Raw genomic sequence first — 18020 nt, forward strand, 5'->3', positions numbered from 1 at the left:
CGTTATGCACAACAAAATTATTGCTATCGTCGGCGGTGGACAGGCCGCAGCGATGGCGGCGGTAGCACTGCGCCAGCAAGGGTTTGACGGCGAGATACATCTGTTCTCCAATGAGCCGCATCTGCCGTACGAACGCCCTCCATTGTCCAAAGCGATGCTGCTGGACGACGCCCCGCAGCTGCAGCCGGTGCTAAACGCGACCTGGTGGCAGGAAAATACTGTTCATCTGCATCTGAACGTGACTATCCAGACGCTCGGTCGCCAGACACATCAGCTAGAGCTGGCTGACGGCCAGGGTTATCCGTGGGATCAGCTACTGATTGCCACGGGAGCGGCTGCCCGCCCTCTTCCACTGCTGGATAAACTGGGCGATCGCTGCTTTACCCTGCGCCACGCGAACGACGCGGCTCGTCTGCGAGACGCTTTACTCCCCGGTAAATCGATTGTGATTGTCGGGGCGGGCACCATTGGCCTGGAACTGGCGGCCAGCGCGACCCAGCGCGGCTGCCGGGTAACGGTAGTGGAGCAGGCGCCAACGGTGATGGGGCGCAATGCGCCTGCCCCGGTGCGTGACTATCTGCTAGCACGCCACCAACAGGCGGGTGTGCAGATACGGCTCAACAGCACCATCGAGCACGTCGAAAGCGGAGAGTTACTTACCCTGACGCTGCAAAATGGTGAAACCGTCACTGCCGATGAGGTGATCTACGGCATTGGCATCGTGGCGAATGACGCACTGGCCCGCGATGCAGGCCTGGAGACGGCGAACGGCATTATCGTTGATACCGCTTGTACCACCTCCGATCCGGCGATTTTTGCTGCCGGCGACGTGGCGCTGACGCATCAGCCCGACGGTTCGTTGGCGCGTGTCGAAAGCTGGGAAAATGCCAATATCCAGGCACAAATTGCCGCTGCAGCAATGCTCAATTTACCGTTGCCGGAGAAGACACCAGGCTGGTTCTGGACTGACCAATACCAAGATAATCTGCAGTTTATTGGTGATATGCACGGAGATAGCTGGCTTGTACGCGGCGATGCTGATGCGCAGAAAGCGATATGGTTTAACCTGCAGGATGGCGTGATAGTCGGCGCCGTAACGTTGAATCAGGGCCGAGAAATACGTTTATTGCGGAAATGGATTCAGGCAAAGAAAAAGCCGCCAGTGGCGGCTTTAGTCGACGAAGCAATCTTGCTTAAATCGATATAACGACCGGAGGATACTGCGTTTATCCGGCCTACAAGTTATTCGTATGTAGGCCGGATAAGGTGATTACACCGCCATCCGGCAATCCGTATTGCTTACGCGTAAACCGGGAAACGTGCGCAGATATCCAGTACTTTACCTTTGACGCGCTCAATAACAGCTTCGTCATTGATGTTGTCCAGAACGTCACACATCCAGCCAGCCAGCTCTTTCACTTCCGCTTCTTTAAAGCCACGGCGAGTCACTGCCGGAGAACCGATACGGATACCGGAAGTCACAAACGGGCTCTTCGGATCGTTCGGCACGCTGTTTTTGTTCACGGTGATGTTAGCGCGGCCCAGCGCGGCGTCAGCTTCTTTACCGGTCAGGTTTTTATCCACCAGATCCAGCAGGAACAGGTGGTTTTCAGTACCGCCAGAAACCACTTTGTAACCACGGTTCAGGAACACTTCCACCATCGCTTTGGCGTTTTTAGCAACCTGCTGCTGGTAAACTTTGAACTCTGGCTCCATCGCTTCTTTCAGCGCTACCGCTTTTGCCGCGATCACGTGCATCAGCGGGCCGCCCTGCGCGCTTGGGAACACCGCGGAGTTCAGTTTTTTGTACAGCTCTTCGTCACCGCCTTTCGCCAGGATCAGGCCGCCACGTGGACCCGCCAGGGTTTTGTGGGTAGTGGTGGTCACAACGTGTGCGTGTGGAACCGGGTTCGGATAAACGCCTGCGGCAATCAGACCCGCAACGTGCGCCATGTCAACGAACAGGTATGCGCCGATGCTGTCAGCGATTTCGCGCATTTTTGCCCAGTCAACCACACCGGAATAAGCAGAGAAGCCACCGATAATCATCTTCGGTTTGTGCTCTTTGGCCTGCTTAGCCATGTCTTCGTAGTCAATTTTACCGGACTCATCAATACCGTAAGGGATGATGTTGTACAGTTTGCCGGAGAAGTTTACCGGGGAGCCGTGAGTCAGGTGGCCGCCTTGCGCCAGGTTCATACCCAGAACGGTATCACCCGGTTGCAGCAGAGCGGTATAAACAGCGAAGTTAGCCTGAGAACCTGAGTGCGGTTGGACGTTAGCGTAATCAGCACCAAACAGCTCTTTCGCGCGGTCGATCGCCAGTTGCTCAACGATATCAACGTATTCGCAACCGCCGTAGTAGCGCTTGCCCGGATAACCTTCAGCGTATTTGTTGGTCAGCTGAGAACCCTGTGCCTGCATAACGCGCGGGCTGGTGTAGTTTTCGGAGGCGATCAGTTCGATGTGCTCTTCCTGACGTACTTTTTCCTGCTCCATAGCCTGCCACAGTTCGGCATCATAATCGGCAATGTTCATTTCACGCTTTAACATCCGCATCTCCTGACTCAGCTAACAATAGAATTTCGGCCTAAAAAGGTTGTCCCTAGGACTTCGGCCAACAGTATAACCGAATCATTCTTCGATAACAGGTCTTGACAAAGGATTTTACGCAAACGATTACCTTCACGGCACGCAAGGCTTTGCAGAACAAAGCTCTGCTGAATTTCAACGGATTTCTTTTCAGGTTTGTGATGCAGATTTTTCACGATGTAACCTTTACAACGCAAAGTTACAAAGAACCATTTACAATGCAGGGGTATTTTTTATAAGATGTATTTGACATACATCATTAAAGTCTCAGATAAAGGAAGACCGTATGCTTGACGCACAAACCATCGCTACAGTGAAAGCCACCATTCCCCTGCTGGTTGAAACAGGCCCGAAGCTGACCGCTCATTTCTACGATCGCATGTTTACGCATAACCCAGAGCTGAAAGAAATTTTCAACATGAGTAACCAGCGTAATGGCGATCAGCGTGAAGCGCTGTTTAACGCTATTGCCGCGTATGCCAGCAATATCGAAAACCTGCCAGCGCTGTTGCCAGCCGTTGAGAAAATCGCGCAGAAGCATACCAGCTTCCAGATTAAGCCCGAGCAGTACAACATCGTGGGTGGCCATCTGCTGGCGACGCTGGATGAGATGTTCAGCCCAGGCCAGGAAGTGCTGGATGCGTGGGGCAAAGCGTATGGGGTGCTGGCTAACGTCTTCATCAACCGTGAGGCGCAAATCTACAGCGAAAATGCCAGCAAAAATGGCGGCTGGGAAGGTACCCGTCCTTTCCGCATCGTGGCCAAAACCCCGCGTAGCGCGTTAATCACCAGCTTTGAGTTTGAACCGGTCGACGGCGGTGCGGTCGCGGAATACCACCCGGGGCAGTATCTGGGCGTCTGGCTGAAGCCAGAAGGCTTCCCACATCAGGAGATTCGTCAGTACTCATTGACCCGCAAACCGGATGGTAAGGGCTACCGTATTGCGGTTAAGCGTGAAGACGGTGGTCAGGTTTCAACCTGGCTGCACAACCATGCGAATGTTGGCGATGTTGTTCACCTGGCCGCACCTGCGGGCGATTTCTTTATGGACGTCGCGACCGACACCCCGGTATCTCTGATCTCCGCGGGCGTGGGACAAACCCCAATGCTGGCGATGCTGGATACGCTGGCAAAAGCGAAGCATACGGCGCAAGTTAACTGGTTACACGCGGCAGAAAATGGTGACGTGCATGCCTTCGCTGATGAAGTAAATGAACTCGGCAAAACACTGCCACGCTTTAGCGCACACACCTGGTATCGTGAGCCAACCGAAGCCGATCGCGCGAAAGGTGCGTTTGATAGCGTTGGTCTGATGGATCTGAACAAACTGGAAGGCGCGATCAGCGACCCGGCGATGCAGTTTTACCTGTGCGGCCCGGTTGGCTTTATGCAGTTCGCTGCGAAGCAACTGGTCGGTCTGGGCGTGAAAAACGAAAACATTCATTACGAATGCTTCGGCCCACATAAAGTGTTGTAATGTATTGCGCGAGTAGGCCGGATAAGGCGTTTACGCCGCCATCCGGCAATCACTCTGCCTGATGCGCTACGCTTATCAGGCCTTCAAATTAACGGCGCGGCTTAGATTGCCGCGTCGTCTTCTTCGCCAGTACGGATACGAATAACACGCGCCACATCGAAGACAAAAATCTTACCGTCGCCGATTTTGCCGGTCTGGGCAGTACGAATAATCGTGTCGACACAGGTATCGACAATATCGTCGGTAACCACGATTTCAATTTTTACCTTCGGCAGAAAATCCACCATATATTCCGCGCCACGGTACAGCTCGGTGTGGCCTTTCTGACGGCCAAAGCCTTTCACTTCCGTTACCGTCATCCCGGTGATACCGACTTCTGCCAGCGCTTCGCGGACATCGTCCAGCTTGAAGGGTTTAATAATCGCATCAATCTTTTTCATGCTATTCCTTGAAAAGGTCGCCTGTCTTTTGATCAAATAAAGCTAACATAATCCGCAGATTTATTCTTTGAAATCGTTTGCATCAAGTTCATGACGAGAGAGCAACTTGTAGAATTCTGTGCGATTTCGTCCCGCCATTCGTGCAGCATGGGTAACATTACCTTTGGTAATTTGCAGCAGCTTACGCAAGTAGTTGAGCTCAAACTGATTACGCGCTTCAACAAAGGTTGGCAGCGCCGTATTTTCACCTTCCAGCGCCTGCTCCACCAGCGCGTCACTGATCACCGGCGAAGAGGTTAACGCCACGCACTGTTCAATCACGTTGACCAACTGACGCACGTTGCCCGGCCAGCTGGCGGTCATTAAACGTTTCATCGCATCAGTCGAAAACGCGCGGACAAACGGTTTGTGCCGTTCGGCTGACTGACGCAGCAGATGGTTTGCCAGCAGTGGTATATCTTCTGTACGCTCGGCCAGCGCCGGGATCTTCAGACTCACCACGTTAAGACGGTAATAGAGATCCTCACGAAATTCGCCCCGCGCCATGGCTTTAGGCAGGTCGCGGTGCGTTGCAGAAACAATCCGCACATCAATGTCGATATCGCGATTGCTTCCGAGCGGACGAACTTTACGCTCCTGCAATACGCGCAGTAATTTAACCTGCAGCGGCGCGGGCATGTCGCCTATTTCGTCGAGAAATAACGTTCCGCCTTCTGCTGCCTGAAACAAGCCTTCACGATTACTCACCGCTCCGGTAAAGGCACCGCGCGCATGACCAAAAAGCTCTGATTCCAGCAGTTGTTCCGGCAGCGCCCCGCAGTTTATGGCGATAAAAGGCTTGTGGCTGCGCGGGCTGGCGTTGTGAATCGCCTGGGCAAACACCTCTTTCCCGGTGCCGCTTTGGCCGTTAATCAGTACGCTAACGTCAGATTGCGCCACCATCCGCGCCTGTTCTAACAAACGCAGCATTAACGGGCTACGGGTAACAATTGATTCACGCCAGCTGTCATCAGTAGCAGGCGCGGACTGTTCCAGCGCACCGTCAATCGCTTTGTATAACGCGTCTTTATCGACCGGCTTGGTGAGAAAGCTGAAAACGCCCTGCTGCGTTGCCGCGACAGCATCGGGAATAGAACCGTGCGCAGTCAGGATAATGACCGGCATCCCCGGCTGCACTTTCTGGATTTCAGTAAACAGCTGCATGCCGTCCATTTCATCCATGCGCAGGTCGCTAATGACCAGATCCACTTTTTCACGATTCAGTACCCGTAATCCTTCCTGCCCGCTTTCTGCGGTTACGACGCTGTAACCTTCACTGGTCAGCCGCATACCGAGCAATTTCAACAGCCCCGGATCATCATCGACGAGCAGCAGATGCGCGGGCTTGTGGCTTATCATGGCGTGACCTCCCCATCATCAGGCGTCGTGAGCTTATCAGTACCGTGCAACGCATCGGGATTGTAGCTGCCGGCAGGTTTACGGGTGGACAGTTGTCGCTCAATATCGGTCAGGTTTTCCAGCTTACGGGTGGTGAGATCGAGCTGGCTCTGCAAATGCTGTTGCTGTTGGCGCAGCGCGTCAAGATCGCTGTCGGATGACTGTTGAAGTTTACTGTAGCGCATACGTTCTTCGGCAAGCTGTAACTGCAGCGTTTGACTACTGCGCCAGACCTGATAAAGCGGACGGACCTGGGCCGGAATTTGCGGGCTTAGCGCATCCAGACGGGCCATTATTTCACGCCTTTCAGGCGGTGTAATGTGGGCGCCATCAAGCAGTATCCCGCGCTTAAAAGCGCCCTGCCAGGTATCCGTGAGTTGGCTACTGGCTTCACTGCGTGCCTGAACAGGCATCAGGCGCTCGGCACAATCCATGGTCCGCAGCCAGTAGAGCGGGTTGGAATCTGTGGACTGGCCCGACAGCGACCAGATATCCGTACATTCGGTGGCAAGGTAATCAGCGAGTTGATGCGGCGGGATTTTCTCCTGCGAAGGATCGCCGATAATGTGATTCACCGCGTTGGGAACGCAGCCGACCAGCGCCAGGCATGGCAGACTTGCGAGTAAGACGCGGCGAATAAAATCTCGTTTAAGCATTCGGGCAACAACGTGTGGCATACTCACCAGACTTAGGTTCATTTTAGTGGTTTTTCGATGCAGATAGCGGCAGTTCTATGCGGAAACAAACGCTTTGCGCATGCTCATCAACCAGATACAGTTTTCCCCGCATACGGCGGATACAGTCTCTGGCGATACTCAGTCCCAACCCGCTTCCTTTGACTGCCCCTTTTCGCTGATGGCTGCCCTGGAAAAAAGGTTCGAAGATCATCGCCTGTTCTGCTTCTGGAATCGGTGTGCCGGTATTTATGACATCAATGTATACCGTCGAGCCATGCAAACTGCTGCGGACCCAAATGTTACCGGATTCAGCGCCATAGTGCACCGCATTGGAATAAAGATTGTCCAGCACGCTCATTAACAGCATGGGTTCGGCCAGACAAGCGTTCGCCGCCAGTGCAACATCAGTATGTATCATTTTGGCGCGAGCGGGCAGGCTATGTGCTGAAACAACACTTTCCACCAACGGCGCGATTTCTACGCGCTCAAGTTCTACTTCGTCATCCGCCAGCTTGCGGTTGTAATCAAGCAATTGCTCAATCAGCTTTTGCAGGTTACGGCTGCTGTCATCGAGAATTCCGACCACCTCTTTTTGCTCGGGAGTAAGCGGTCCAACCACCTGATCGGCCAGCAACTCCGTGCCTTCACGCATGCTGGCCAGCGGCGTTTTCAGCTCATGGGAGAGATGACGTAAAAACTGATGTCGCTGTGACTCAAGCCAGGAAAGGCGCTCACTCAACCAGATTATGCGCTGGCCAACGGAACGCAGCTCCCGGGGACCGGTAAATAATACGCTATCGCCCAGTGAGCGACCTTCTCCCAAACGGTTAATCATCCGTTCAATACCCTTCACCGGGCCGATAATCATACGGGTAAACAGCAGTACCATCGCCAGACTCACGAGAAATAGCACCAGCGCCTGCCAGCCGAAGAACTGACCACGTTCGGCAATTTCTTGTTGTAGCTGCTGACCACGCGAGAAGACCACGGTACGTGTAGCCTGCACCATGTCGGTATTCGCATTAGCGAACGATTCCAGACGGGCTGCCGCCTGGCTGTCAGGACCGCTGTTATTGCACTGCAGTTGGGCGAGATCGTTGAGATCCTGCCGTAACGCCTGGTAGAGCTTGTTGTCCGGTAACACGCCCGCATGCGCGTCCAGCATGTCGCTATAACGTTTACGCTGGCTCTGGTAAACCTTTGCCAGCGTCGGATCATCCAGCACACAATACTGTCGATAGCTACGCTCCATCTCCAGCGCGGCGTTGGTCATTGCCTCGCTGCGCCGGGCATCAATGAGCGTGGTTCTGTTCGTCAGCGCCGCCTGAGCGCTCAGGGCGTTCAGGCTCTGCCACGCTTGCCAGGCCAGTACGAGCAAAGGGAGCAGGATCAGCAAAAATGCCAGTGTCACCAGCTGACGTAAGGATCGAGGGAAAACAGACCAGCGCTTCAAGGCGTTACTCTCAATGGACGGGAATAAGACGATGCTAACCGAGGGGAACGTCAGATACAACAAAGCCGGGATTAACCCGGCTTTGCTATGGAATAAGGCGGTGCCTAACTCGACGTTTCGCCCGAAGGTTGATATGAGCTTCGCTAATATCAGATGTTGGACGGCAGGCACCTTGTTGTGCGTCATTCGAAGTTTATGTAGCACGTCCCGAAGGGGCTGACATAAGAAGGTGAATGAGCCACTGGTTAATATTATGCAGCATCTGTGCCAATATTCAAAACACTTTATTAACACAATGATAAATATAAGAAATATGAATAATTGTGTAAAAATAAGGATTGCGTGTTTTTTGTTCTCTCTGTCGCTAATCAGCAACACTCACAGCACTTAAAAATAAAATCATTATAAATCAAATTATTAAGTGTCTCTTTTTGGCGACAAGTCAACCCTGCCAATGTCGGGATTTCCCGACACTTTAATTTTGCGGCATAAGCGCTGAGTTTATTGCCGGATGGCGGCGTGAATGCCTTATCCAGCCTACAAGCGCCCTTCCCCGTAGGCCGGATAAGCGCAGTACCATCAGTCGCTCTGTATCTGGCGACAAAAAAGCCCCTCGAGAGGGGCTTCATGATGTTCGACCAGATTAACCGAGCTGTTTACGCGCATTACGGAAGATGCGCATCCACGGGCTATCCTCGCCCCAGTTTTCCGGGTGCCAGGAGTTGCTCACGGTACGGAACACACGTTCAGGGTGTGGCATCATAATGGTTACACGGCCATTTTCGGTGGTAACCGCAGTGATACCATTTGGAGAACCGTTCGGGTTAGCCGGATAGGTTTCGGTCACCTTACCGAAGTTATCAACGTAGCGCAGCGCCACCAGCCCTTTGCTCTCCAGCCCTGCCAAATGCGCATCGTCACGCACTTCTACGCGACCTTCACCGTGAGAAACCGCGATTGGCATCTGTGACCCCACCATACCCTGCAGCAGCAGAGACGGGCTTTGTGTCACTTCGACCAGGCTGAAACGCGCTTCAAAGCGATCGGAGTGGTTACGCACAAAGCGTGGCCACAGGTCGCTTCCTGGGATCAGCTCGCGCAGGTTAGACATCATCTGACAACCGTTACACACGCCGAGTGCCAGCGTTTGCGGGCGATGGAAGAAGGTTTCGAACTCATCACGTACCCGATTGTTGAACAGAATCGACTTCGCCCAACCTTCGCCTGCGCCAAGCACATCACCGTAAGAGAAGCCACCACAGGCCACCAGCGTCTGGAAGTTACCCAGACCAATACGACCGCCCAGCAGATCGCTCATATGCACGTCGATAGCGTCAAAACCCGCACGGTGGAAAGCCGCCGCCATTTCTACGTGGGAGTTAACGCCCTGTTCGCGCAGCACGGCTACTTTTGGACGTGCACCGGTAGCGATATACGGAGCCGCAATATCTTCGTTGATGTCAAACGACAGTTTAACGTTGAGGCCAGGATCGGCATCGTTGGTTTTAGCGTTGTGTTCCTGATCGGCACATTCCGGGTTATCACGCAGACGCTGCATCTGCCAGGTTGTTTCCGCCCACCACATACGCAGGGTAGTACGGCTTTCGCTAAACACCGGCTGGCCTTGGGCGGTCAGGGTGAAACGATCGCCGGCTACCGCCTGGCCGAGGTAATGCACGCAATCAGCCAGACCGTTCGCCGCCAGAATCGCTTCTACCGCATCACGGTCAGCGGCGCGAACCTGAATGACAGCCCCCAGCTCTTCATTAAACAGCGCCGCCAGATAATCATCGCCCAGAGTACCAATATCTGCTTCAACGCCGCAGTGACCGGTAAAGGCCATTTCTGCCAGCGTAACCAGCAGACCGCCGTCGGAGCGGTCATGGTAAGCCAGCAGCTTACGTTGTGCGACCAACGCCTGAATGGCGTCGTAGAAGCCTTTCAACTGCGCTACATCGCGCACATCGGCAGATTTATCGCCCAGTTGACGGTATACCTGTGCCAGCGATGTCGCGCCCAGCGCATTGTGGCCAAGGCCAAGATCAATCAGCAGCAGCGCATTGTCTTCAGTAGACAGTTGCGGCGTGATTGTATGACGCACGTCTTCCACGCGAGCAAAGGCGGTGATCACCAGTGACAGCGGGGAGGTCATTTCACGCTGCTCGTTACCTTCCTGCCAGCGGGTTTTCATCGACATGGAGTCTTTACCCACCGGAATAGTCAGGCCAAGCGCCGGACATAACTCTTCCCCGACGGCTTTTACCGCTTCGTACAGCCCGGCATCTTCACCGGGATGGCCCGCAGCCGCCATCCAGTTTGCTGACAGCTTAATGCGTTTGATGTCGCCAATCTGCGTGGCAGCAATATTGGTCAGCGCTTCACCGACGGCCAGACGCGCAGAGGCGGAAAAGTCCAGCAGCGCGACAGGGGCGCGTTCACCGATGGACATCGCTTCACCATAGTAGCTATCCAGACTGGCGGTAGTGACCGCACAGTTCGCTACCGGGATCTGCCACGGGCCAACCATCTGGTCACGCGCCACCATCCCGGTGACAGTACGGTCGCCGATGGTCACGAGGAAGGTTTTCTCTGCCACGGCCGGCAGGTGCAGCACGCGGTTTACCGCATCAGCAATCGAAATATGCTCACGTGCAAGCTGCTCGCCTTTGGCTTTCAGCGTTTGTACGTCGCGGGTCATTTTCGGCGTTTTACCCAGCAGAACGTCCAGCGGCATGTCAATCGGCTGGTTGTCGAAGTGGCTATCGCTCAGAGTCAGGTGCTGTTCTTCGGTAGCTTCACCAATCACCGCATAGGGCGCGCGCTCGCGCTTACACAGTTCGTCAAACAGCGGCAATTGATCGGCAGCAACCGCCAGCACGTAGCGTTCCTGGGATTCGTTACACCAGATTTCCAGCGGGCTCATACCCGGTTCATCACTCAGGATATCGCGCAACTGGAATTTGCCGCCGCGTCCGCCGTCGCTGACCAGCTCCGGCATAGCGTTTGACAGGCCACCCGCGCCCACGTCGTGGATGAACAGGATCGGGTTAGCGTCCCCCATCTGCCAGCAACGGTCGATAACTTCCTGGCAGCGACGCTCCATTTCCGGGTTGTCGCGCTGTACGGAAGCGAAATCAAGATCGGCATCAGACTGACCGGAAGCCATAGATGATGCAGCCCCACCGCCCAGGCCGATGTTCATCGCCGGACCGCCGAGGACGATCAGCTTAGCACCCACCACGATCTCGCCTTTCTGCACGTGATCTTCACGGATATTGCCGATCCCACCTGCCAGCATGATCGGCTTGTGATAGCCGCGCAGCTCTTCACCGTTATGGCTGTTCACTTTCTCTTCATAGGTGCGGAAGTAGCCCGTCAACGCAGGGCGACCAAATTCGTTGTTAAACGCAGCACCACCCAGCGGGCCTTCGGTCATGATATCCAGTGCGGTGACAATACGGTCCGGCTTGCCAAAATCTTCTTCCCACGGCTGTTCAAAGCCCGGGATACGCAGGTTAGAGACAGAGAAACCCACCAGGCCGGCTTTCGGTTTCGCACCGCGCCCGGTTGCGCCTTCATCACGAATTTCACCGCCAGAACCCGTTGCGGCGCCCGGCCACGGCGAGATCGCCGTCGGGTGGTTATGGGTTTCAACCTTCATCAGGATATGTGCAGGTTCCTGATGGAAATCGTAGCGACCGGTCTGGTGGTCAGCAAAGTAGCGACCCACTTCAGAGCCTTCCATCACTGCTGCGTTATCTTTATAGGCAGACAGGACGTGATCCGGCGTGGTTTCAAAGGTGTTTTTGATCATTTTGAACAGCGATTTCGGCTGCTGCTTACCGTCGATCACCCAGTCGGCATTAAAAATCTTATGGCGGCAGTGCTCGGAGTTGGCCTGTGCAAACATGTACAGTTCGATATCGTTCGGGTTGCGTCCCAGTTTGGTGAACGCATCTTGCAGATAGTCGATTTCATCCTCTGCCAGCGCCAGCCCCAGACGCAGGTTAGCGTCAATTAACGCCTGGCGTCCTTCACCCAGCAGGTCAACGCTGGAAACCGGCGCAGGCTGGTGATGAACAAACAGTTTTTCAGCATCGCTCAGCGCAGAGAAAACCGTTTCCATCATGCGGTCATGCAGAATATCAGCAACCGTCTGCCACTGCTCAGCAGTCAGCGTGGAGGCCTCAACATACCAGGCAATGCCACGTTCCAGGCGGCTAATCTGTTGCAGGCCGCAGTTATGGGCAATATCAGTCGCTTTAGAAGACCACGGGGAGATGGTACCCGGGCGAGGCGTGACCAGCAGCAGTTTGCCTTCAGGGGCATGACTGTGAAGAGCAGGACCATATTTCAGCAGACGTGCAAGTTGCGTGCGCTCATCCTCATTCAATGGTGCATTCAGATCGGCAAAATGGACGTACTCGGCGTAAATATTGTGGACCTGGAGGTTGGCAGCCTGAAAACGTGCCAGCAGTTTGTTAATACGGAATGCAGACAGTGCAGGTGAACCACGCAGAATTTCCATCATAAGTCTCTCGTCTTCTAAGCTTTCGGTGTGCCCAAGTGGGGAAACGGGCGTCATTATAAAGAATCTACCGCGTCGACGAAACCGTTTGCGTCGAAATAAAATCACGACCTTGTCTTATCATCAAATGCGGTCTGGTTTCTGAATAAGTTGCCAACTGACGTAAGTTTAAGCAAAATGCCGCTCATTAATGACTAATTCACTTCTTAATCAACACCACAGCACGCAGAGACAACGTACGGTTCAGAGAATTAACTAATTGAAAAAATTAAAGATTAATTATCTGTTCATCGGTATTTTGACGCTGTTGTTGGCAGCGGCCCTCTGGCCATCTATCCCCTGGTTCGGTAAAGCCGACAATCGTATCGCCGCCATTCAGTCGCGGGGAGAGCTGCGCGTCAGTACCATCGACTCACCGCTCACTTACGCCACGCTTAATGGGAAAAAGTTTGGCCTGGATTACGAACTGACCAAAGCCTTCGCCAACTACCTGGGTGTGAAGCTGAAAATCACCGTGCGCCAGAACATCAGCCAGCTTTTTGACGACCTGGATAACGGGAATGCCGATCTGTTAGCCGCGGGTTTGGTGTACAACAGCGAGCGCGTTAAAAATTATCAGCCGGGTCCGACCTACTATTCCGTATCGCAACAGCTGGTATATCGCGTTGGGCAATATCGCCCTCGCAGCCTTGCCAGTGTGAGCGAAAATCAGCTGACCATCGCCCCGGGACACGTGGTGATAAACGACCTCCAGCAGTTAAAAGAAAAAAAATTCCCTGACCTGAGCTGGAAAGTTGATGAGAAAAAGGGCACCACTGAACTGCTTGATGATGTCATCGCCGGTAAGCTGGACTATACCATTGCCGATTCCGTCGCCATCAGCCTGTACCAGCGTGTACACCCTGAGCTGGCCATCGCGCTGGATGTCTCCGACGAACAGCCGGTGACCTGGTTCAGCCGTCTGGACGATGACAATACGTTGTCCGCTGCCCTGCTGGATTTCTTCAATACCATGAATGAAGACGGCTCGCTTGCGCGGCTGGAAGAAAAGTATCTTGGGCATGGCGATGATTTTGACTATGTTGATACCCGCACCTTCCTGCGTGCGGTTGATAGCGTGTTACCGGATCTGAAGCCACTTTTTGAGAAATATGCGCAGGAAATAGACTGGCGACTGCTCGCGGCAATTTCTTACCAGGAATCACACTGGGACGCGCAGGCCACCTCCCCGACCGGCGTACGTGGGCTGATGATGCTGACCAAAAATACTGCCCAGAGCCTTGGGCTCACTGACCGTACCGATGCCGAGCAGAGCATCAGCGGTGGTGCGCGTTACTTGCAGGATATGATGAGTAAAGTGCCGGATACCGTCCCCGAAGGAGAGCGTATCTGGTTTGCGCTCGCAGCCTATAACATGGGTTATGCGCACATGCTGGATGCGCGGGCGCTGACGGTAAAAACCAAAGGCAACCCGAACAGTTGGTCCGATGTAAAACAACGTCTGCCGCTGCTCAGTCAAAAGCCGTATTACAACAAGCTGACCTATGGCTATGCGCGTGGTCACGAAGCCTACGCCTATGTGGAAAATATCCGTAAGTACCAGATAAGTCTGGTGGGATACCTGCAAGAGAAAGAAAAGCAGGCAATTGAAACACAGCAACTGGCGCAGGATTACCCGGCGGTATCGCCCACAGAACTGTTAGGCGAGGAGAAGTTTCCGCTGGCGGCATTCCTGTCTCAGACCTCATCAAGCTATCTGTCGCACTCCCCTTCTCTGCTATTTTCGACGCAGAAAAAAGAGCAGAAGTCGTCTTTGAAGGGAGGCCATCGGGCTGATTAGCGCAACGCCCTCAGGCAATCAGATAGGCATTTACATGTTGGAGGATTTTTTCAGGGCTTTAATTTCCTGGCGACGCATACGGAAAAAATCGCTGAGCAACGTGGCGCATTCATCACGTAACACGCCTTCAGTCACGTCAACCCGATGGTTCATGCCAGGGTGATGCAGTACGTCCATTAACGAACCCGCCGCCCCCGTTTTCGCATCGCGCGCGCCAAAAACCACCCGACCGATACGGCTGTGCACCATCGCGCCTGCGCACATCACGCACGGTTCCAGAGTGACATACAACGTTGCATCCAGCAGACGGTAGTTTTGTAACACCAGACCGCCCTGGCGCAACGCCATGATTTCAGCGTGGGCGGTAGGATCATGATGGCCAATCGGCCGATTCCAGCCTTCGCCAATCACGCGGTTGTTGAGGACCAATACTGCACCCACCGGGACTTCACGCTCATCCCAGGCGCGCTTAGCCAGCGTTAAAGCATGACGCATCCAGTGTTCGTGGCTAAATTCAACTTCAGACAAAGGGGATAACTCCAGTAATCAAAGCGGGCGCATTATACACAGACGCTATCGTTTACTCTATTCGAGTTGTTGCAGCTCCCCGCGCGGCGTGACGCGCCAGCGATGCTGGCAAAAAGAGAGCAGTGGATTGTCCTGCTTGCTGTCGCTGTAACCGCTGTAAAGATGCAACGGCGCGCCAATCTGCTGCTCCAGTTGCGCCACTTTTTCATACCCCAGACAGCGCAGCGGCAATACCCAGCCCCCGTATCCACGCGCCATTTGACTGGCGATCAAATTAACACGCGGCAGCCACGGCGTATCGAAGTAAACCTGCTCCACCAGCGACTGCGGGGAACCGGTGATCAGCCAAATATCAGCATCTGAGCTTAACAGGTACGTCGTCAGACGCTGCTGCACGACCGGAAATGCCGTCACATGCCCGCGAAACCAGCGCACAAAATCGGCCTGATGTGCCTTCAGGCGCGCTTCACTGCGGCCAAAGGTACAGCCCCACAACAGCAGGCTCATGGGCCAGCGGGCGGCGCGCCCTTTAATTAACATTGCCAGCGCAATAATCGGCAACAGGGGCAGCACCAGCAACGCATTTAGCGGTTGGCGACGCAACAGAAAACGTAAGAAACTGCCGAACATATCCTGCTGGTGTAACGTGCCATCCAAATCAAAAAAAACAACGCGACGCTGGTGACTGGTCAAACCTTATTCCTCTGGATCGTTGAACCCCAATAGCCAGGTAAACAGGAACCCGGCAATAACCGCTACCAGATAGCCTAACAGATAGAACATCACTTTTCCGGCAACAATCGTCAGTGCCAGCGGTAATCCGGAGATGCCAAAGGTGATGACCGTCGCCACCTTCCAGTAGCTGATCAGCGCCCCACCGACAGCACCACCGAGACAGGCACCGATAAACGGCTTGCCTAATGGCAATGTCACCCCAAAAATCAGCGGTTCGCCAATACCCAGCAATCCGACCGGCAGCGCGCTTTTAATCACTTTTTTCAGCCGTGCGTTACGGGTTTTCATCAGTACCGCAATCGCCGCACCGATTTGCCCCACTCCGGCCATCGCCAGAATAGGAAAGAGTGCGTTATACCCGTGCGCCTGTACCAGTTCTACATGGATAGGGACCAATCCCTGATGGAGTCCGGTGAGAACCAGTGGCAGAAAGGTGCCGGCCAGCACCGCCCCTACCAGGAAGCCACCGCGATCGATAGCCCAGGAAGCGCCATGGGCAATGGATTCGGCTATCCAGCCACCAAGCGGTTGCAGCGCCACAATGGCGATGGTCCCGGTAATAAGGGTGGTCAGCAGTGGATTAAGGATCAGTTCAAGAGACTCCGGCAGCACTTCGCGGAATTTACGCTCAATCCAGCACATTAGCGCCACCACCAGCAGCACCGCGATTACCCCACCGCGTCCCGGCTGCAAGGCCTCGCCAAACAAGGTAATTTGCGCCAGTTGCGGGCTGGAGAGAATGCCGGCCATCACGCCCCCCATCGCCAGCGAACCGCCAAATACTTTGGCAGTATTCACCCCGACAAGGATGTTCATAATGGCAAACACGGCACTACCGAAAATACCTAACAGTCCCAACATATTCGGATAGTGGGTCGCAAAGTCCCCCACGATATCCGGACGTTTGAGGATGTTAATGATGCCGGTAATCAAACCGGAGGCGATAAACGCCGGAATAATCGGGATAAAAACGTTAGCCAGCTTGCGCAGCGCGTCACTCATCGGCGCTTTGTATTTTGCTTTGGCCTCTGATTTTGTTCGCTCAATATCTCCCACATTGGAACGTTCGCCACCATCGGCAATCAGGGAACGCATGGCATCGACCACTTTCGCGGCTTTGCCCGGACCAACAATAATCTGGTGCTGCACCCCCTGCTTCACGTAGCCGCTAACGCCCGGCAGTTGCTTGAGTCGGGAAATATCGAGCTGAGCGTCATCCTGTACTTCCACTCTGACGCGCGTCATACAGTTTTCCAGGCGCAGAATATTTTTCTCTCCGCCCACGCCCAGCAGGATATCGCTGGCAAGCACCGCCGTTTTATCCATATCAACCTCTTAGTGTTCTAACGCCGCGCGTAAAAAACCCTGATGTGCAGCCAGTTTTTCCCGGGCTGCAGTGGCATCGAGACCCGTGAGAGCCATCAAAATGGCGGGCTTAACATCAAAATCGGTCTGTCTCAGCAGAGCTTGCGCCTGGTCATACGCAATACCGGTGGCTTCCACGACCATGCGACACGCCCGGTCTACCAGCTTAACGTTGGTCGCTTTCATATCCACCATCAGGTTCTGATACACCTTGCCAAACTTCACCATTGCACCGGTAGAAATCATATTGAGCACCAGTTTTTGCGCAGTACCAGACTTCAGTCGCGTTGACCCTGTCAGGGCCTCCGGGCCAACAACCGGTGATATGGCGATGTCCGCTTCACGTGCGATGGGGGAGTCCGGATTACAGGAAATCGCCACCGTGGTGCAGCCGACGGAACGGGCATATTGCAAGCCGCCTATCACATACGGTGTACGCCCGGATGCCGCCAGACCCACCACCAGATCCTGTGCCGTAAGGTTGAGCGCACGCAGATCATCTTCACCCAGCTGCGGGTTATCTTCTGCACCTTCAACGGCCTTCAGCAATGCGCCCGGCCCGCCAGCAATCAGGCCAACAACCCGTCCATGCGGTACGCCAAAAGTCGGTGGGCACTCAGATGCATCCAGTACGCCAAGACGTCCACTGGTCCCCGCCCCCATGTAGATAATCCGTCCCCCCGCTTTTAACGCGTCAGCCGCCGCATCGACCGCAAGCGCAACTTCAGGCAGAGTTGCTTTTACAGCAACGGCTACCAGCGTATCCTGTTGATTAAAAAGATGAACCAACTCAAGCGTGGATAACGCATCAAGATCCATGGTCTGAGGATTGCGGCTTTCTGACACTAACGCACCGAGATTCATTTTTTGTTCCTTAGGAATTTTTAATTCATATTAATCCGTTATAATGGAATATAATATTCACCCAGGCGAGTGAAATTTTGTTTT

13 protein-coding genes are annotated in these 18020 nt (G+C 54.1%); 3 read left to right on the top strand and 10 right to left on the bottom strand.

Features of this window, described 5'->3' with window-relative positions; translation table 11 throughout:
* Positions 1-4 precede the first annotated feature (4 nt).
* Positions 5-1207: a phenylpropionate dioxygenase ferredoxin reductase subunit gene (gene hcaD / locus RYZ59_RS02665; protein ID WP_318044672.1), complete on the top strand. Its 1203-nt coding sequence runs from the start codon at positions 5-7 to the stop codon at positions 1205-1207.
* 92 nt (positions 1208-1299) lie between these two features.
* Here the strand turns inward: hcaD and glyA are convergent, their stop codons facing one another.
* Complete coding sequence (gene glyA, locus RYZ59_RS02670) at positions 1300-2553, bottom strand: serine hydroxymethyltransferase (RefSeq protein WP_003835277.1); 1254 nt, start codon at positions 2551-2553, stop codon at positions 1300-1302.
* 325 nt (positions 2554-2878) lie between these two features.
* On the opposite strand from glyA, the gene hmpA reads away from it, so the two are divergent.
* Positions 2879-4069 carry an NO-inducible flavohemoprotein gene (gene hmpA / locus RYZ59_RS02675; RefSeq protein WP_318044673.1) on the top strand — a complete coding sequence of 397 codons (1191 nt, stop codon included), beginning with the start codon at positions 2879-2881 and terminating at the stop codon, positions 4067-4069.
* A 101-nt stretch (positions 4070-4170) separates the two neighbouring features.
* On the opposite strand, the gene glnB is transcribed toward hmpA, so the two are convergent.
* From glnB to purL, 5 genes are all read right to left on the bottom strand, one after another.
* A complete protein-coding gene (glnB, locus tag RYZ59_RS02680) occupies positions 4171-4509 on the bottom strand; it encodes a nitrogen regulatory protein P-II (protein WP_002914032.1) in 339 nt (112 codons plus the stop codon).
* A gap of 60 nt (positions 4510-4569) precedes the next feature.
* Entirely contained in the window at positions 4570-5904 is a 1335-nt protein-coding gene (gene glrR / locus RYZ59_RS02685; protein ID WP_318044707.1) for a two-component system response regulator GlrR, read from the bottom strand.
* On the bottom strand, positions 5904-6623 hold the full coding sequence (gene qseG, locus RYZ59_RS02690; protein WP_137383482.1) for a two-component system QseEF-associated lipoprotein QseG: 720 nt from the start codon (positions 6621-6623) through the stop codon (positions 5904-5906). The genes glrR and qseG overlap by 1 nt, the downstream gene beginning before the upstream one ends.
* Positions 6624-6645: 22 nt before the next feature.
* Positions 6646-8076, bottom strand: coding sequence for a two component system sensor histidine kinase QseE/GlrK (gene qseE / locus RYZ59_RS02695; RefSeq protein WP_202039675.1), 1431 nt, complete (start codon positions 8074-8076; stop codon positions 6646-6648).
* A gap of 643 nt (positions 8077-8719) precedes the next feature.
* Positions 8720-12607, bottom strand: a complete 3888-nt coding sequence (gene purL, locus RYZ59_RS02700) for a phosphoribosylformylglycinamidine synthase (protein ID WP_318044674.1) — start codon at positions 12605-12607, stop codon at positions 8720-8722.
* Between the two features lie 256 nt (positions 12608-12863).
* Between purL and mltF the strand changes: the two genes are divergently transcribed.
* A complete protein-coding gene (gene mltF / locus RYZ59_RS02705) occupies positions 12864-14444 on the top strand; it encodes a membrane-bound lytic murein transglycosylase MltF (protein WP_318044675.1) in 1581 nt (526 codons plus the stop codon).
* Positions 14445-14474: 30 nt separating this feature from the next.
* Here the strand turns inward: mltF and tadA are convergent, their stop codons facing one another.
* Genes tadA through murQ form a run of 4 tightly spaced genes read right to left on the bottom strand, consistent with a single transcriptional unit; the run spans position 14475 to position 17936 of the window.
* Positions 14475-14972, bottom strand: a complete 498-nt coding sequence (gene tadA / locus RYZ59_RS02710) for a tRNA adenosine(34) deaminase TadA (protein WP_318044677.1) — start codon at positions 14970-14972, stop codon at positions 14475-14477.
* A 57-nt stretch (positions 14973-15029) separates the two neighbouring features.
* Positions 15030-15665 carry a phosphatidylglycerophosphatase C gene (gene yfhb / locus RYZ59_RS02715; protein ID WP_318044679.1) on the bottom strand — a complete coding sequence of 212 codons (636 nt, stop codon included), beginning with the start codon at positions 15663-15665 and terminating at the stop codon, positions 15030-15032.
* Positions 15666-15668: 3 nt separating this feature from the next.
* Positions 15669-17033 carry a PTS transporter subunit EIIC gene (locus RYZ59_RS02720; RefSeq protein ID WP_318044681.1) on the bottom strand — a complete coding sequence of 455 codons (1365 nt, stop codon included), beginning with the start codon at positions 17031-17033 and terminating at the stop codon, positions 15669-15671.
* Between the two features lie 9 nt (positions 17034-17042).
* Positions 17043-17936, bottom strand: a complete 894-nt coding sequence (murQ, locus tag RYZ59_RS02725; protein WP_318044683.1) for an N-acetylmuramic acid 6-phosphate etherase — start codon at positions 17934-17936, stop codon at positions 17043-17045.
* Positions 17937-18020: the final 84 nt, after the last annotated feature.

The sequence above is a fragment of the Citrobacter sp. HN-141 genome, from assembly GCF_033341895.1.
GTDB lineage: Bacteria > Pseudomonadota > Gammaproteobacteria > Enterobacterales > Enterobacteriaceae > Citrobacter.

Excerpts from the sequence above, each read along its gene's own strand:
- hcaD (WP_318044672.1), top strand. The coding sequence starts at position 5 with ATGCACAACAAAATTATTGCTATCGTCGGCGGTGGACAGGCCGCAGCG.
- glyA (WP_003835277.1), bottom strand. The coding sequence starts at position 2,553 with ATGTTAAAGCGTGAAATGAACATTGCCGATTATGATGCCGAACTGTGG.
- hmpA (WP_318044673.1), top strand. The coding sequence starts at position 2,879 with ATGCTTGACGCACAAACCATCGCTACAGTGAAAGCCACCATTCCCCTG.
- glnB (WP_002914032.1), bottom strand. The coding sequence starts at position 4,509 with ATGAAAAAGATTGATGCGATTATTAAACCCTTCAAGCTGGACGATGTC.
- qseG (WP_137383482.1), bottom strand. The coding sequence starts at position 6,623 with ATGCCACACGTTGTTGCCCGAATGCTTAAACGAGATTTTATTCGCCGC.
- purL (WP_318044674.1), bottom strand. The coding sequence starts at position 12,607 with ATGATGGAAATTCTGCGTGGTTCACCTGCACTGTCTGCATTCCGTATT.
- RYZ59_RS02720 (WP_318044681.1), bottom strand. The coding sequence starts at position 17,033 with ATGGATAAAACGGCGGTGCTTGCCAGCGATATCCTGCTGGGCGTGGGC.
- murQ (WP_318044683.1), bottom strand. The coding sequence starts at position 17,936 with ATGAATCTCGGTGCGTTAGTGTCAGAAAGCCGCAATCCTCAGACCATG.